The organism is Alphaproteobacteria bacterium LSUCC0684, assembly GCA_041228335.1.
Classification (GTDB): Bacteria; Pseudomonadota; Alphaproteobacteria; order Puniceispirillales; family UBA1172.
Genome location: CP166130.1, coordinates 1,105,171 through 1,121,444, shown reverse-complemented (window position 1 = coordinate 1,121,444; position 16,274 = coordinate 1,105,171). Strand labels below are relative to the sequence as shown.

Here is a 16,274-nt window from a genome sequence, read left to right as displayed (position 1 = left end):
GGCCTCAGGCGGCCATTTTCAAAAACCTGAACATCAGATCACGTTGGTAATCCAGCATATGACGTCCGGGATGAGTTTTCAGCCCTTTTTTATGTGCCTCAATCATCCAGGGGGTAATCGGCGGTATCATGATTATATCAGCGATGACCGTTTGAGGGCCAGCACTATCCAGCCCGCAGGGGAGCGCATCACCCGCATGAAGACCAAGAGACGTGGTGTTGATCACCATATCCATCCCCGCAAGATCAGGCCCGCCTGCCTCAAGCTTCATCACCTCAACGGAAAGATCGGGAAAATACTGTCTGAGCCGGGCGGTCAGATCTTCGGCCCTGTCAATGCTCCGGTTGGCGACGGTCAGATGCGCGATCTCGTTTTCGGCAAGAGCAGCGGCGACAGCCCGCGCCGCGCCCCCGGCCCCGAGCATCAGGATTTTTCTGTCCCTGATCTCAATTCCCTCACCAAGACATCCGGCAACGAACCCCGCCCCGTCGAAATTATCGCCGATCAACCTGCCGCCATCAAAGCGAACCGCGTTGACCGCCCCCGTGATCTCTGCCGCCGTGCCAAGCTCATCGCAAAGCCGCGCCAGCGCCATCTTGTGCGGTATCGTCACGCATACCCCGCCCATGTTCGGCATGGCGGCAAGAACGCGGATCGTCTCTTCCAGCTTTCCCTCGGGAATATGCAGCGGCACCAGAACAGCGTCCACCCCTCTTTCGGCAAAAACGGGGTTGAAGACCATCGGCGCGCGCACATGCGCGATCGGGTCGGCAATGACGCCGAATACCCGGGTGGTGCCGGTGATCGAATGCTCTGGAGGTGTTTTGCTCATGGCGCGTATCCTAGCGTTTCCTGCGCAGGGAGCAAGAAAAATTGGCAATACATTCAGGTCGTGTCACCAAGCTGGTAGAGCGCGCCCTGATCCATGAGCGGCGGCGCCGGCCTGAAGGAGGTGATGGCCCGTTCCAGCTGCTGCGCCCCGGCTCGGGCCAGCGCTTCGGCTTCGGCGACAGAGACAGCCTCAAAACGGATTTTCTGCCCGGGTTTGAGCCGCGCCAGCGACGGCAGATCCGCGGAAATCACCGTTGCGATCTTGGTATAGCCTCCCGTTGTCTGGTGGTCAGCAAGAAGGATGATGGGCTTGCCCTCCCCCGGCACCTGAACAGACCCGGTGACGATCCCGTCCGAAAGGATATCCGCCGTATCAAGATGCATCAGTTGCGGCCCGTCCAGCCGCATCCCCATGCGATTCAACACCGGCGAGACCTCGAACATCTCCCCGAAAAATGTCTTCATTGCCGCATCGGTGAAACGGTCATCCTGCGGGCCGGGCACGCAGCGGATAGACGCGCGCGGGGAAAGCCGGTACTCCGAGATCCATTCCGGCGCCCCCGCCGTTTCGGAAGGTTTGAGCGGCAGGATATCGCCATCACGCAAGAGTCGGCCTTCCATTCCGCCTATTCCGGCGCTTGGTGACGTTGCCATCGATCCGAACAGGGGCGCAACATCAATTCCGCCAGCAAAAGCCAGCGTTGCCGTATTCGTATCTGGCAGGATGCCTAGGCGAATCACCCGCCCTGCGCTGAGATCAACGGACCTGTTCGATGGCACGTCAAGCACCTGCCCGGTCTCGTCCTGAACGGTCATGACCCCGCCGGTTGTTCCGGTGAGGGCGACGCGGCACGGGGAGAGAAGCTCAATCCCGACCCCACCAAGACAGATCTCAAGCCCCGCCGCATCCGCGCTATTGCCGACAAGAGCATTGCCGAGAAGTAGCGCCTCCTGGTCCAGCGCCCCGCCTTCGGGCACGCCAAGTCCCTGATATCCGGCGCGGCCCTTATCCTGCACGCTCGTATGCGGCCCGGCGGAGCGAATACGGATCATCGGCGTCATGAGGGCAGCTCCGGGCTGATGATGGCCTCGCCCGCTTCTGCCTTCTGCCACAGTTCTCTGAACATGGTTTCATCGACGGGCTCGAACGCCACCCGGTCACCGGGCCGGAACAGCACCGGATCTTCCCGCACCGGGTCAAAGAGCCGGACAGGGACACGCCCGATCAGGTTCCACCCCCCGGGGCTCGCCAGCGGGTAGATCACCGTCTGATCCATGGCGATACCGACAGTCAGGGCCGGAACATGTTGACGTGGCCGAGGTCGGCGCGGCAGGTAGAGCGCCGGGTCAACGCCTTTCATATACCCGAGCCCCGGCATGAACCCCATGATGGCGACGGTGAGAATATTGGCCGAATGGCGCGTGATCACCTCATCCGTGCTCAAGCCGGTCTTCGCCGCCACCTCGTTGAGATCAGGTCCGGCCTCGCCACCATAAAGAACCGGCAGGCGCCAGAGCCTGCCTTCCGGAATGGCATCGATCTTGAGGGCAGAAAGACGCGGCGCGACCAGCGAGATGAGCTCCGCCGCCGTTATCCTGAGCGGATCATACTGGATCAAGAGATTGGCCATGCCGGGGATGTAATCCCGCACCCCGGCCAGAAGGGGATCATCTTCGGCGCGCATCGTGTCGGCCAGCCCCCGCGCCAGCAGCGTGGCCTCGTTCTGGTCATGGTCGGCGAAATTGACAATAACACCGCTGTCGCCGGCGGCAAGATACCGCTTGAAAGGGTGAGCCCCTGATGTCGATGCAGCCTTGTTCATCCTGTTCCATCACATGAAGTTGCCGCATTTGCGGTTGAAATTACCTTTCAAAGCCAAGATACTGGCCAAAGCCAAGATACTGGTCGAAGCCAAGATACTGGACTGAATTGGCCGCTTCCGCAACCGTGGGATAGACACATGAAGTATAATCTCAACTCCGATATGGCAGAAGGCTACGGCCCGTGGAAGATGGGGGATGACGAAGGTCTTCTCGATCTGGTCCATTCGGCGAATATTGCCTGCGGCCTGCATGCCGGCGATTACAACATCATGGCCAGCGTCATGCGTATGGCCAGCGCGAAAGGTGTCAGCATCGGCGCCCATCCCGGCTTTCATGATCTGCATGGGTTCGGCCGCCGCCAGATCAGGCTGAGCGAGGCGGAAATTGAAAATCTGATCGCCTATCAGCTTGGTGCCGCGCTCGCCATGGCCGAACTGGTCGGCGCCAGGGTCACCCATGTCAAGCCACATGGCGCGCTCAACAACATGGCGGCGACGGATCAGGGCATGTCCATGGCCATCGCCCGTGCCGTCAAGGCCGTTGACCCGAGCCAGATTCTCCTCGCCCCTGTCCTGAGCGAGATGGTCACCACAGGCCGCAAGACAGGTCTTGCCGTTGCCGAGGAAATCTTCGCCGATCGCGCCTATATGCCCGATGGTCAGCTGGTGCCGCGCAGCCGGCCGGATGCCATGATCCATGATGCTGAAACCGCGCTTGAAAACTGCCTCAGAATGCTTGGCGACGGGATACTTCGCGCCGTCGATGGAACCGAACGCCCCATCAAGGGCCAGTCCATCTGCGTCCATGGGGATGAGCCGTCTGCCCTTGCGATGGTGAGGTCTCTCAAGTCAGGGCTTGAAGCCGCCGGTTTCACCCCGGCAACCTTGCCCCAGATCGTCAATGCCGCCTAGCCCGGATCACGCCGGAACTTCAGCGACGCTGAATTGATGCAGTAGCGAAGCCCGGTCGGCTCCGGCCCGTCGGGGAAGACATGGCCAAGATGCGCCGCGCAGGCATGGCAGTGAACTTCCGTTCGGGTCATGAAAAAAGACCGGTCCGTCGTCGTCCCGATGGATGCGTCATCCACGGGTTCGAAAAAACTCGGCCAGCCGGTGCCGGAATCATATTTTGTCGAGGAGGAAAACAGCGGCGCCCCGCAGCAGATGCAATCATACATGCCCTCGCCCTTTTCATCCCAATACGCTCCTGAAAAGGCAGGCTCAGTGCCGTGTTTACGGGTGACGCGAAACTGCTCATCGGTGAGCTGCGCCTTCCATTCCATGTCCGATTTTTCAATTTTCGCCATTGTTATCCTCAATCCTTTATCAGTCGGCATCGCCAAAAGCCTCGACCGCTGATGCGATCCGCGTTGCCGTGGTGATCCAGCATAAAGCGCCAAAACCGAAGGCCAGCGGGATGAAATACTCCGGCAGCACGCAGAACAGCACCATGACCGCGATGGTCTCCGCACCCTCGGTCAACCCGCCAAGATAATAGAGTGATTTGCGGGCAGGTTCAGCGGTGTTGATCCCTCTTTTCTCGGCCATGATGGCGAAGGCCAGAAACGACGTGCCGGTGCCGACAAAACTGACAATCAGGAACGCCGCGGCCACCGCGCGATCAGGCTCGGCAACAGCAAACCCCAGAGGCACGAGCGCGTAAAAGATGAAATCGAAAACGATATCAAGATACCCGCCGAGATCGGTGATCCCTTCATGCCGGGCAATCGCCCCGTCAAGCCCGTCGGCCAGCCTGTTGAGAAGAATAAGGCCAAGCCCGAGCATATAATGCCCAAGAGAGAGCGCAACAAAAGCCCCTGCCCCGATCACGAACCCGGCAACCGTCATCCTGTTGGCGCTGATACCAAGGCGGGAGCAGATCTTCCCCATCCGGTCCGTCACCGGATCGATGATCTGCCGGATGCGGGCATCAAGCATGGTTGGCCCCGGGCATGTTCAGGAATTGGGGATGACGAATACCTGATCAGGATAGATCAGATCAGGATCATCAATCTGTTTCTGGTTTTTCCGGTAAATGTCGATATATCGAATTCCCTCGCCATAGGTGCGGTAAGCGATACGCCAGAGCGCATCCCCTCGCTGCACCACCAAGAGGCTGTTATTTCCAAGGCTCTGCTGGATCTGGGCCCGGCTAAGCCTGAGGCTGGCCCGCGCCAGCACCTCCCCGCCATCCCCCTTGAGCTCGACCCTGAGCCGGAAGCTTTCCGCATCGGGATCAATATCGGCAACGGCAGCAAACATGCCCCTGTCATCGAGATCAGCGGCAACCGATACGTCATTGACGGTGAGATTTGCCGTAATGCCGCCGGTTGAATTGCCGCTGACCGCAAGACGTTTCGCCGTGAGCGCCTGTATCGTCCGGATCTGGACCGACGGCGACATCAGGGCCGGGCCGGCCGCGTCATCAGTATTCCCGCTTTCGCTCGGGGATGCGGCATTTCCCTGCCCGGCCACGCCTGAAGATCCCGCACCTGCCGAACTCGATATCTGCCCGGCCACGCCGGAAGATCCCGCACCTGCCGAACTCGATATCTGGCCGGTTACACCTGAAGATACCGCACCTGCCGAACTTGATACCTGCCCGGCCACCCCGGTTTGGCCCGCCACCACGGTTTGACCTCCATCAGATTGCTGGTCAGGGGCCTGCAGGACCCGGGCCACCGCATCCGTATCATCGGTAAAGGGAACAAGCGCCACAAGCGGCGTTTCCTCGCTGCCTGAAGGAATATCGATCACCACCGCCATGGGGCCGACGATCCGGTCTCCATCCGGCGGGATAATATCAACGCTCAGGAGATGCGAGCCCGGGTCGAGCAGCATATCGGGCACAATGACCCATTCCCCGGCCTCATTGGCCATCGTTGTGCCGATGATCTTGCCATCACGGATGAGATTGACGGTGCTATCCGCCAGCGCCTGACCGGCAACCACCATCGTGCCATCCTGCCGTACCCGGGCAAGGTTGATGCCAATCTCGATCTCGCCTCTTGCCTCACTTGTCAACTCGCCCGCAGGCGCGGCTGTCCCGGATGCGTTAGCGGTGTCTTCTGCGGCTCCTGCATCGCCTGCCGTTCTCGCGACGGAAGATCCGCCGGTTTCCGGCGATTTGCCTGCATCACCGCTCTCGGGCTGGCCTTCAACGGTCAGGCTTGCGCCGGGGGCTGTTTCGTCATCACCCGTGGAATAGAGAAAGAGGATGAGGGCAAGGCCTGCCGTGACCACCGATGCCAGAATGAGCAGATATGGTGCTGACTTCATCTATGCCCCCCTGGAAACATTGATTACATGTTACCCCAGGCCTGCTCAAATCGCAAAGAACAAAGCGCAGGCGTTTAATCATAAAGGGGGGCTAGCCAGAAGATGAAATTCATTCCAGTATGAAACATGTCCTGCCCGCGCAGGATTAAACGACCCGCGCAGGATTAAGCGAAAGGAACCGCCGCCATGAAAAATATCTGCATATTTGCCGGCTCCTCCAAAGGTCACGATCCGGCCCATGTTGATCACGCCTGGCGCATCGGGGCAATGATTGCCGCGCGCGGCCTCGGGATGGTCTATGGCGGGGGGCGGACAGGGCTCATGGGTGCCGTTGCCGATGGCGCCACGGAAAACGGCGGTCAGGTGCACGGGATCATCCCCCGCTTTCTCGATACGCTTGAGATCGCGCATCAGGGTATAAGCAAGCTCACCATCACCGAAACCATGCATGAACGCAAGACCATCATGTATGATGCAAGCGATGCTTTCCTCGCCCTGCCCGGCGGCTTCGGCACGATGGAAGAAGTGCTTGAAATCATCACCTGGCGTCAGCTCAAGGTGCATGACAAGCCCATCTGCCTCTTCAATGCGGATGGCTTCTGGGATCATCTGGTGACGATGTTTCACCTCTCGAGCGAGGCCGGATTCATCCGCCCCCATCAGCTCAATCTTGTCGCGTCTGCCGACAGTCTGGATGCTCTTGCCGATCACCTTGATCTTCTCGCCAACAGGGCTTGATATCATCCGTTGACGGGCATATAAATCACCCACGCCAACACGCATGACTAGAGGGGATGATCAATGTCCAGGATTAAAGTTAAAACACCTGTTGTCGAACTCGACGGCGATGAAATGACCAGAATTATCTGGCAGAAAATCAAGGACAAACTGATCCACCCCTATCTTGACATTGATCTGAAATATTATGATCTCGGCATGGAATATCGTGACGAGACCGAAGATCAGGTCACGATCGATGCGGCCAACGCCATCCGGGAATACGGTGTCGGCGTCAAATGCGCGACCATCACCCCCGATGAAGACCGGGTAGAGGAATTCGGCCTCAAGAAAATGTATCGCTCGCCCAATGGCACGATCCGCAACATTCTCGGCGGCACCGTCTTTCGCCAGCCGATCATCTGCAGCAACGTGCCGCGGCTGGTGCCGGGCTGGACGTCGCCGATCGTGATCGGCCGCCATGCCTTCGGTGATCAGTACCGCGCAACCGACATGCTGATCGACCGTCCCGGCACCCTGACCATGACCTTCACCCCCGAAGACGGATCCGAGCCGGTGACAAGGGAAATCTTCACCTTCCCGGATTCCGGGGTTGCGATGGGCATGTACAACCTTGATGAATCGATCCGCGGTTTTGCCCGGGCCTGCATGAATTACGGGCTTGATCTTGGCTGGCCGGTCTATCTGTCGACCAAGAACACGATCCTCAAGGTCTATGATGGCCGTTTCAAGGATATTTTCGAAGAAATCTACCAGTCCGAATACAAGGAAAAATTCGCCGCCGCCGGCATCACCTATGAGCATCGCCTGATCGACGACATGGTTGCCTGCGCCCTCAAATGGAGCGGCAAGTTCGTCTGGGCCTGCAAGAACTACGATGGCGATGTTCAGTCGGATACCGTCGCCCAGGGTTTTGGCTCCCTCGGCCTGATGACATCGGTGCTGTTGACCCCGGATGGCAAATGCGTTGAAGCCGAAGCCGCCCACGGCACGGTCACCCGCCATTACCGCCAGCATCAGCAGGGCAAGGCGACCTCGACCAACCCGATCGCATCGATTTTCGCCTGGACTCAAGGTCTGCGCTTCCGGGCCAAGTTTGATAACACCCCGGATCTGGCGCAATTCGCCGCCACCCTTGAAGACGTCTGCATCAAGACCGTTGAATCCGGAAAAATGACCAAGGATCTTGCGCTTCTGGTGGGGCCGGATCAGGAATTCCAGACAACCGATACCTTCCTCGACACCCTGGATGAAAACATGAAAAAAGCCGCCAATTTCTAAGCGGCTTTCTCAATAAATCAATATATTAAAGGGTGATATTCACCCTTTAATCAACCTTGCGATCGCCTCCAGCGCGGCCTCGGAACGGCTTGCATCAGGCCCGCCGGCCTGGGCCATGTCGGCCCTTCCGCCTCCGCCCTTCCCCCCGAGCGCTTCCGCACCGGCACGGACCAGCGTGACGGCATCGATCCGGCCTGAAATTTCAGGACTCACCGCCACCACCAGCGATGCCTTGCCCTCCTCGCGGGAGATGACCGCAACCACCCCCGAGGCACCGAGATTCTTGCGGATGGTCTCCGCCATGGGCTTGAGATCACGGGCCGGGGTATCATCAAGGATACGCGCCTCAAAGGTAACGCCGCCAATCTCTTTCGTCTCGGCATTGCCGCCGCCACCTTCCGCCAGCGCTTTGCGGAGCTCGGCGATGGTCTGCTCGGCCTTGCGCCGCTCGGCCATCAGGCTTTCAAGCCGGTCTTTCAGCATTTCAGGCGATGTCTTGAGCGACGCGGCCGCCTCCTCAAGCGATTTCAGCCTTGCATTAACCCAGTCCATCGCGCCGAGATTTGTCACCGCCTCGATCCGGCGCACGCCGCCTGCGACCGCGCTCTCACTGGTGATCTTGAAGACGCTGATATCACCGGTACGCCCCACATGCGTGCCGCCGCAGAGCTCCACCGACCAGGCAGATCGCCCCTCGATATCCGCAGGCCCGCCCATGGAAACAACACGGACTTCATCACCGTATTTCTCCCCGAAGAGAGCAAGCGCCCCTTCGGCAATCGCGGCATCCGGCGTCATCAGCCTCGTTGTGACCTCGGCGTTGAGCCGGATCCGGCTGTTGACGATATCTTCCACCTTGCGCAATTCATCCTTTTCAACGGCGCGGTTATGGCTGAAATCAAAGCGCAGCCGGTCCGGCGCAACCATCGATCCTTTCTGCATGACGTGATCACCGAGCACCTCGCGCAAGGCTTCATGCATGAGATGGGTGGCCGAATGATTGGATCGGAGCAGGTTGCGCCTGGCATGATCGATTTTCATGACCACCGCATCACCGACGGCAATTTTTTCCGCCATGATCTCGGCCTTATGGACAAAAAGACCCGAAGGCGTTTTCCAGGTATCCGTGATGCGGGCAATCACCTGATCCGTGCCCGGCCGAAGAAAGACGCCTTTATCCCCGATCTGGCCACCTGATTCGGCATAAAACGGGGTCTGGTTGCAGATCAGCGCGACGGACTGGCCGGCAGCGGCAGCCTCGCTTTCCTTTTCATCGGCAATGATGGCGGTGATCAGGCCCTCGGCACTGTCACGTTCATAGCCGAGAAATTCACTGGCGCCCAGCCTGTCGGCGGCGGCAAGATAGACCGGCGCAAGCGCGCTGTCACCCGAGCCTGCCCAGGCAGCCCGTGCCTTGGTCTTCTGTTCTTCCATCGCGGCATTGAACCCGTCCAGATCAACCGTCCATTTATAGCCGCGCATCACGTCCTGGGTCAGATCAAGGGGAAAGCCGTAGGTGTCATAGAGTTTGAACGCCGTAGCGCCGTCCAGCACCCCGCCTTCGGCGCGGCCTTCGACCTCATCAACCAGAATTTTCATCCCGCGGCCAAGCGTTTCCTTGAACCTCGTTTCTTCCATCTTGAGCGTTTCCGCAATCAGGTGTTCCGACCGCTGGAGTTCGGTGTAATGCCCGCCCATCTCGCGCACGAGCGCCGGCACCAGCCTGTACATCGTGGGTTCAGCAGACCCCATCTGATGGGCATGGCGCATGGCCCGCCGCATGATCCGCCTGAGGACATAGCCGCGACCTTCATTCGACGGCAGAACCCCGTCAGCGATCAGGAAGGCCGAGGCGCGCAGGTGATCCGCCATCACCCGGTGCGAGACGGCATGCGCCCCGTCCTTGGCGACGCCCGACACTTCGACCGAGGCATTGATCAGCGCCTGCATCAGGTCCGTGTCGTAATTGTCATGCACGCCCTGCATCACCGCGGCAATACGCTCAAGCCCCATGCCCGTGTCGATGGAAGGTTTCGGCAGGTTGATGCGCTCCCCGCCCTCGAGCTGTTCAAACTGCATGAAGACGAGATTCCAGATCTCGATGAAACGGTCTCCATCCTCATCGGGGGAACCGGGAGGGCCGCCGGGGATATGATCGCCATGGTCATAGAAAATCTCGGAACACGGCCCGCATGGCCCGGTATCCCCCATTGACCAGAAATTATCGGACGTGGCGATACGGATGATCCGGTCATCGCCGAGCCCGGCGATTTTCTTCCACCAGCCCGCCGCCTCGTCGTCATCGTGATAGATGGTCACCAGAAGGCGATCCTTCGGCAGGCCGTACACATCCGTGATCAGCGTCCAGGCATGGTGAATGGCCTGTTCCTTGAAATAGTCACCAAAGGAGAAATTGCCCAGCATCTCGAAAAAGGTATGATGCCGCGCGGTATGGCCGACATTTTCAAGATCATTGTGCTTGCCCCCGGCGCGGACACATTTCTGCGAGGTGACCGCCCGCGGGATCGCGCGCCGCTCACCGCCGGTAAAGACGTTCTTGAACTGCACCATGCCGGCATTGGTGAACATCAGCGTCGGATCATTGAGCGGCACAAGAGGCGACGAGCCGACAATCTCATGGCCGTTCTCGCCAAAATAATTCAGGAATGTATCGCGGATATCGCTGACGGTTTTCATGGTTCATCCTCATGACGTATGCTTGTGTTTTAGGTTGCACACAGCCCTTTGTCCAGTCCCGGATTGCAGATAACATGCCATGAAAAAGGGGCGGAAAACCCGCCCCTTCATGCTTTTCTGTATATGCCCTTCCCGTCCCGGGCGAAGGTAGGTCCGGTTATTCGCCGGCGCTTTCCTCCATCAGAGGATCGGCAAGGTTTTCGGCCGCGTCTTCCGCCGCCGAGGCCTGATCAAGCATCACCTCATCGAAAAGCCCGGCGTTCTGGCGCAGCGCCAGTTCGATTTCCTCGGCAATTTCAGGATGATCGCGCATGAACTGCTTGGCGTTTTCACGTCCCTGACCGATCCGCTGATCCTTGTAGGAGAACCAGGAGCCTGATTTCTCAATCAGGTTTGCGGCCACCCCGAGATCGATCAGCTCGCCTGTCTTGGAAATCCCTTCGCCATACATGATATCAAATTCGACCGTCCGGAACGGGGCCGCAACCTTGTTCTTGACCACCTTGACCCGTGTCTGGTTGCCGACCACCTCATCCCGGTCCTTGATGGCGCCGATCCGCCGGATATCCAGCCGCACCGAAGCATAGAACTTGAGCGCATTGCCGCCGGTGGTGGTTTCGGGATTGCCGAACATCACGCCGATCTTGAGCCGGATCTGGTTGATGAAGATCACAAGGCAGTTGGACCGGGCAATCGATGACGTGAGTTTACGCAGTGCCTGGCTCATCAGTCGTGCATGCAGGCCGACATGGGTGTCCCCCATCTCGCCTTCGAGTTCGGCACGCGGTACAAGCGCGGCAACGCTGTCGATGACCAGCACGTCGATGGCCCCGGACCGGACCAGTGTATCGGCAATCTCAAGCGCCTGTTCACCGGCATCGGGCTGGGAGATGAGCAACTCATCGAGATCCACCCCGAGTTTGCGTGCATAGCTCGGATCAAGCGCATGTTCCGCATCGACGAACGCGCAGGAGCCGCCGTTTTTCTGTGCTTCGGCCACCGCGTGGAGCGCCAGCGTCGTCTTGCCCGAGGATTCCGGCCCGTAGATTTCGATGATCCTGCCCTTGGGCAGCCCGCCAATACCCAGCGCGATATCAAGCCCGAGGGAGCCCGTTGAAACCGCCTCGATATCGTCAACGACATCCTGCTGGCCCATGCGCATGACCGACCCCTTGCCGAAATTCTTTTCAATCTGGCCGATCGCAGCTTCAAGCGCTTTCAGTTTTTCATCTTTTTTCATGCCGAGTTCCACTACCTGTGCCGTCATTTTCTGCTCCCTTATGTTGCACAGACTGCCGCGACTGACAATTGATGAAATGCGCGGGCCCGCCTGTCACTTCCGGTTGATCCGCCCCATGCTCGTCGGCTTTGCTGCTGCCAGGAAAACGTGGCGGAGGCGAATCCAAATATCCCATATATTTTCATGTTTTGTTCTTATTTGCAACAGGTTTTCTTGTTTTGTTCTCATTTTTCGTAAGAACAGCATGTTTTCAATGCCTTGGATGGCGATAGACCGTAATAAATTAAAGGGAGATCAGGTGGGAGCAAGCGGCAGGCGTATCCAGAACCGGCAGCCGGTATCACCGGCAATAGTATCGACCCCGTACTCCCCGTCCCAGTTGCTGACCGCGGAGGCAACGGTGGAAAGCCCGTAACCCCGGGCGCCGGTCGTATCCTTGGAGGTGAAACCGGGCTTGAAAATATCGTCCTTGTCGATGCCGGTGATCCCCGGCCCGTTATCGGCGACGGAAATCTCGCACCAGGTATCGACAAGCCGCACGGAGATGAAAGCCAGGGGATGCGGCACATTTACATCACCCACATTGCGGATGATCTGCATCAGGACCCGGAGCAGCGGTTTCGTATGCACCTTGACCGGTTTGGTATAGACCGGGCCAAGTTCAATCGTGACATGCGGCCCGGCAACATATCTGAGCGACGGCAGGATGCCATTCAGAAAGTTTCTGAGCTGTGTCTTGTCCATGATCGTCGGGGTATCGCTGCTCTGGGAGCGGACCATGTCGCGCATCAGGCCGGTGATGGCGCGGGCATTGGTGCGGATGGTTTCGATCGCTTCGGCGTTGATTTGGGTGATTTTTCTGTTTTCAAGCTGGTCACATGCGGCAAATACCGCCATCAGCATGTTGTTCACGTCATGGGCGACGCCCCGGATGACGATCTCGCGCTGGTCAATATCCTCAAGGGAAACCATACCGGTTCCCCCCCTCTTGGTGGAGGGTGGAGCGGTACTGTACTCAAATGGGACAGATTGCTTTTTGCCCATTCATCGTCCCTTCGCAGGTTGTATCAGTCCCGGACCGGGTTGGGAAAAGACGATGTACTGATTTATGGTTACTGTAACAGAAAGATATTAAAAAATCGTTAAAGGGAAACGTAATGGTAGATAAAATCAGAAACCCGCGGAAAACCCGAAAAAAACCCCCGTATCACGGGGGTTTTTAGTAAACTGGATATCCTGATCCGCCGTGCCGGGGCACCGCTGCCGCAATCAGTCGTCGCGATGGGTGCGTTCCATGCGTTCGTGGCGCTCCTGGGCATCGAGCGAAAGCGAGGCGATCGGCCGTGCTTCGAGTCGTTTCAGGCTGATCGGCTCATCGGTTTCTTCGCAATACCCGTAAGTGCCGTTTTCGATCCGCCGTAGCGCTGCTTCAATCTTGGAGAGAAGCTTGCGTTCACGATCTCTTGTCCGGAGTTGAAGTGACGCGTCGCTTTCCATCTGGGCACGGTCGGTGATATCCGGCTTCTGGAAATTTTCTTCCGAAAGTGTTGAGAGTGTCTCTGTTGCTTCGGAAAGGAGTTCCTGGCGCCATCTCATCAGTTTCTGACGGAAATATTCCGTCTGCAGCGGGTTCATGAACTCTTCTTTTTCCGATGGCCGGTAGCCGTCGGGCAAAACAATCGGGCTGTTCAGATTGACGATACTGGCGGTCTTGTTGGCAGTGTTTTTTGTGGCCATTGGTCTTCCATCCATCCTTTTGATCATTCAAATCGATGTTCTACACCTGCGACATTCAAAACATTCAACGGCGGAAGGGTACCGAACCAACTGAGGCATGGCTCAATATCTCCCCGTGAGATGGGTTTATAATTTCATCAAGGTGCTCTGGCAAGACTTTTATCACCAGACCCGAAGTCACAAAAATTTGATCAAAATCATTGAATTATCACGATTTAGTGATTTGCTAACGAAACGAAGTCAAAACAATAATATTCCGTTTATCGGGGCTGGGACCAGTTTCGGTAAAGGCAACAGAAACGCAACCCGAATGAGAGGGAAGAACGTGAGAGGGAAGAACGTGAGAGGGAAGAACGTGAGAGGGAAGAACGATTGAAGGACTGTTGAACAACATGGACCGAAGGCACGGAAGGAGTTGAACTTGGTTGCGGAGGGAAGACGTGTTTTCCAATGAGTAAACCGAAGAATTCAGTGACTTGAAAGGGTGACAGAATGAATATTCTAATTATCGAAGATGATCCCATTTGCGCCAAAAGCCTGGCGATCGCCGTCAAGAATGAGGGGCATTTCTACTATATCTGCGACAATGGCACCGAAGGGCTGAACGCGGCCCGTGAAGGACTTTACGATGCCATCCTTCTTGATATCAATCTTCCCGACAGTGACGGGTTCCAGCTTGCCCGGACCATCCGGCAGAGCAATACCGACACGCCGGTTCTTGTGGTTTCCGGCCGGTCATCGGTCACCGACCGGGTGGTGGCGCTTTCCGCCGGGGCTGATGGTTATCTGATCAAGCCTTTTGACCGCCAGGAATTGCTCGCCAACCTGACCGCCATCATCCGCCGCACCAATGGTCATGCGGATTCGCGCATCGTCACGGGGCCGATCGCGGTGGATATCAACAAGCATGAAGTCATGGTCGGCAAGAAGCGGCTCAAACTGACCTCCAAGGAATATCATATTCTGGAATTGCTCAGTCTCCGCAAGGGCTCGACCCTGACCAAATCTCATTTCATCAACCATCTCTATGGCGGAATTGATGAGCCGGAATCAAAGATCATTGACGTTTTCATCTGCAAACTCAGGAAAAAACTGGCTGATCTCACCGGCGGCAAGAACTATATCCACACGGTCTGGGGTCAGGGATATGTGTTGCGGGACACCGCCTCGGATTGATTTTCTCTTGCCCCCGGCAGGCGCTCCCCTATCTTGAAACACTATGGACAAGGGGGGCGTCATGAAAGAAAACCCGGGGGCAGATTTCAATCTGGGGGATTTCGTCTATCTTCCCCATGCCGCGGATTGGGGAATTGGCCAGGTCCAGTCCGTCATCGGCGCGCGCGTCACCGTGAATTTTGAACATCAGGGCAAGCAGCTGATCGACACAAGCCAGGTCCGCCTCCTGCCGGCGGAGATGAAAAACCGCTGAAAGCTCGCGGCCTCTTTCCCCCTTCCCGGGTATTCCCCCCGCGCCTCTAGCCCCGGCTGATCCTGCGTCATTTTCCCCCCATCCATCCGTCATCCGGGGCTTGCCGAAGCCGGGATGGCGCCTCATATAGAAAGGCATGAGCGTCAAACCTGTTCCTTCCGATCACCCGTCCCTGCCCGGCCATCCCAGAACCGGCATCCTGCTTGTCAATCTGGGCACGCCCGATGCAACCGATTTCCGGTCCATGCGTCGCTATCTCAAAGAGTTTCTTTCCGACCGGCGCGTGGTGGAAGCGCCGCGCTGGCTCTGGTGGATCATCCTTAATGGTATCATCCTGAACACAAGGCCCGGCAAATCCGGCGCCGCCTATGACCGGATCTGGCTGCATGATGACCCGGATGGCTCACCTTTACGGAAATACACCCGCGAGCAGGCGGAATTTCTGGCCGCTGACATGAACGAGGCCGTCGCCTCGGGCCGCGTCGTCATCACCTACGCGATGCGGTACGGCCAGCCGTCGATCCCCGATCGCCTGCAGGAATTGAAGGATGCGGGATGCAACCGCCTTTTGATCGTGCCGCTCTACCCGCAATACGCGGCGGCGACCACGGCGACCGTGAATGATGAGGTTTTTGCCTGGATGCTGAAACAGCGCTGGCAGCCCGCCATCCGCACCGTCGCCCCCTGGCATGATCATGGGGTCTATATCAACGCCCTTGCCGCCAGCGTTGAAGAGTCGCTCAAGGGCAAGCCCCGTGATCATCTGCTGGTCTCTTTCCATGGCATCCCGGAGCGATATTTCGTCCAGGGTGATCCCTATCACTGCCATTGCATGAAGACCGCCCGCTTGCTGCGCGAACGTCTCGGCTGGGATCCGGACCGCTATCACGTCGCCTTCCAGTCTCGCTTTGGCCGTGAGCCATGGATCAGGCCCTATACCGATGAGACGATAGAACGCCTGGCCCATGCAGGGGTGAAATCCCTTGCCATCATGGCCCCGGGCTTTGCCGCGGATTGCCTTGAGACACTGGAAGAGCTCAATATGGAAGGACGGGAGGAGTTCAAGGCCGCAGGCGGCGGGGAATTCACCTATATTCCCTGCCTTAACGCCGGCCCGCTGGGGATGGAGGTGATCCGCACGCTGGTTGAGGAAAACATGGGCGGCTGGCACTGATCCCCCGGGCATTGACCGCCCGAAAAGTGAAAATCCCGAAACGAA

Annotated in this window: 16 protein-coding genes; 6 read left to right on the top strand and 10 right to left on the bottom strand. The window is 58.0% G+C overall.

Translation table 11 applies throughout. The annotated features are described in order from the left end of the window. Positions 1-4: 4 nt before the first annotated feature. Genes AB8880_05255 through pxpB form a run of 3 tightly spaced genes read right to left on the bottom strand, consistent with a single transcriptional unit; the run spans position 5 to position 2,654 of the window. Entirely contained in the window at positions 5-832 is an 828-nt protein-coding gene (locus AB8880_05255; protein ID XDZ66801.1) for a shikimate dehydrogenase, read from the bottom strand. A 53-nt stretch (positions 833-885) separates the two neighbouring features. Continuing rightward, positions 886-1,893: a biotin-dependent carboxyltransferase family protein gene (locus tag AB8880_05250; protein ID XDZ66800.1), complete on the bottom strand. Its 1,008-nt coding sequence runs from the start codon at positions 1,891-1,893 to the stop codon at positions 886-888. Further along, a complete protein-coding gene (gene pxpB, locus AB8880_05245) occupies positions 1,890-2,654 on the bottom strand; it encodes a 5-oxoprolinase subunit PxpB (GenBank protein XDZ66799.1) in 765 nt (254 codons plus the stop codon). The genes AB8880_05250 and pxpB overlap by 4 nt, the downstream gene beginning before the upstream one ends. A gap of 138 nt (positions 2,655-2,792) precedes the next feature. On the opposite strand from pxpB, the gene AB8880_05240 reads away from it, so the two are divergent. Then, on the top strand, positions 2,793-3,566 hold the full coding sequence (locus AB8880_05240; protein ID XDZ66798.1) for a LamB/YcsF family protein: 774 nt from the start codon (positions 2,793-2,795) through the stop codon (positions 3,564-3,566). Here the strand turns inward: AB8880_05240 and msrB are convergent. Genes msrB through AB8880_05225 form a run of 3 tightly spaced genes read right to left on the bottom strand, consistent with a single transcriptional unit; the run spans position 3,563 to position 5,933 of the window. Continuing rightward, a complete protein-coding gene (msrB, locus tag AB8880_05235) occupies positions 3,563-3,961 on the bottom strand; it encodes a peptide-methionine (R)-S-oxide reductase MsrB (protein ID XDZ66797.1) in 399 nt (132 codons plus the stop codon). The two genes, AB8880_05240 and msrB, sit on opposite strands and share 4 nt — an antisense overlap. 19 nt (positions 3,962-3,980) lie before the next feature. After that, entirely contained in the window at positions 3,981-4,592 is a 612-nt protein-coding gene (locus AB8880_05230) for a CDP-alcohol phosphatidyltransferase family protein (GenBank protein ID XDZ66796.1), read from the bottom strand. Positions 4,593-4,610: 18 nt separating this feature from the next. Further along, a complete protein-coding gene (locus AB8880_05225) occupies positions 4,611-5,933 on the bottom strand; it encodes a LysM peptidoglycan-binding domain-containing protein (GenBank protein XDZ66795.1) in 1,323 nt (440 codons plus the stop codon). Between the two features lie 186 nt (positions 5,934-6,119). On the opposite strand from AB8880_05225, the gene AB8880_05220 reads away from it, so the two are divergent. Both AB8880_05220 and AB8880_05215 read left to right on the top strand, forming a co-directional pair. Continuing rightward, positions 6,120-6,671: a TIGR00730 family Rossman fold protein gene (locus tag AB8880_05220; GenBank protein ID XDZ66794.1), complete on the top strand. Its 552-nt coding sequence runs from the start codon at positions 6,120-6,122 to the stop codon at positions 6,669-6,671. 63 nt (positions 6,672-6,734) lie between these two features. Beyond that, positions 6,735-7,952, top strand: a complete 1,218-nt coding sequence (locus tag AB8880_05215; GenBank protein XDZ66793.1) for an NADP-dependent isocitrate dehydrogenase — start codon at positions 6,735-6,737, stop codon at positions 7,950-7,952. Positions 7,953-7,991: 39 nt separating this feature from the next. Here AB8880_05215 and alaS read toward each other — a convergent pair whose 3' ends face one another. The 4 genes from alaS to dksA all read right to left on the bottom strand — a co-directional run bounded on the left by alaS (position 7,992) and on the right by dksA (position 13,626). Further along, on the bottom strand, positions 7,992-10,649 hold the full coding sequence (alaS, locus tag AB8880_05210; GenBank protein ID XDZ66792.1) for an alanine--tRNA ligase: 2,658 nt from the start codon (positions 10,647-10,649) through the stop codon (positions 7,992-7,994). A 157-nt stretch (positions 10,650-10,806) separates the two neighbouring features. Continuing rightward, complete coding sequence (gene recA / locus AB8880_05205; GenBank protein ID XDZ66791.1) at positions 10,807-11,916, bottom strand: recombinase RecA; 1,110 nt, start codon at positions 11,914-11,916, stop codon at positions 10,807-10,809. Positions 11,917-12,183: 267 nt separating this feature from the next. After that, a complete protein-coding gene (locus AB8880_05200; GenBank protein ID XDZ66790.1) occupies positions 12,184-12,861 on the bottom strand; it encodes an ATP-binding protein in 678 nt (225 codons plus the stop codon). Between the two features lie 297 nt (positions 12,862-13,158). Continuing rightward, complete coding sequence (dksA, locus tag AB8880_05195; GenBank protein XDZ66789.1) at positions 13,159-13,626, bottom strand: RNA polymerase-binding protein DksA; 468 nt, start codon at positions 13,624-13,626, stop codon at positions 13,159-13,161. Between the two features lie 492 nt (positions 13,627-14,118). Here dksA and AB8880_05190 point away from each other — a divergent pair, with 492 nt between their 5' ends. The 3 genes from AB8880_05190 to hemH all read left to right on the top strand — a co-directional run bounded on the left by AB8880_05190 (position 14,119) and on the right by hemH (position 16,229). Continuing rightward, a complete protein-coding gene (locus AB8880_05190; GenBank protein ID XDZ66788.1) occupies positions 14,119-14,802 on the top strand; it encodes a response regulator transcription factor in 684 nt (227 codons plus the stop codon). Between the two features lie 61 nt (positions 14,803-14,863). Then, positions 14,864-15,055 (top strand): DUF3553 domain-containing protein, encoded by a 192-nt coding sequence (locus AB8880_05185; protein XDZ66787.1) that lies wholly within the window; start codon positions 14,864-14,866, stop codon positions 15,053-15,055. Positions 15,056-15,191: 136 nt separating this feature from the next. Continuing rightward, the gene (gene hemH / locus AB8880_05180; protein XDZ66786.1) at positions 15,192-16,229 is read left to right on the top strand and encodes a ferrochelatase; all 1,038 of its coding nucleotides are present in this window, start codon (positions 15,192-15,194) and stop codon (positions 16,227-16,229) included. Positions 16,230-16,274 lie beyond the last annotated feature (45 nt).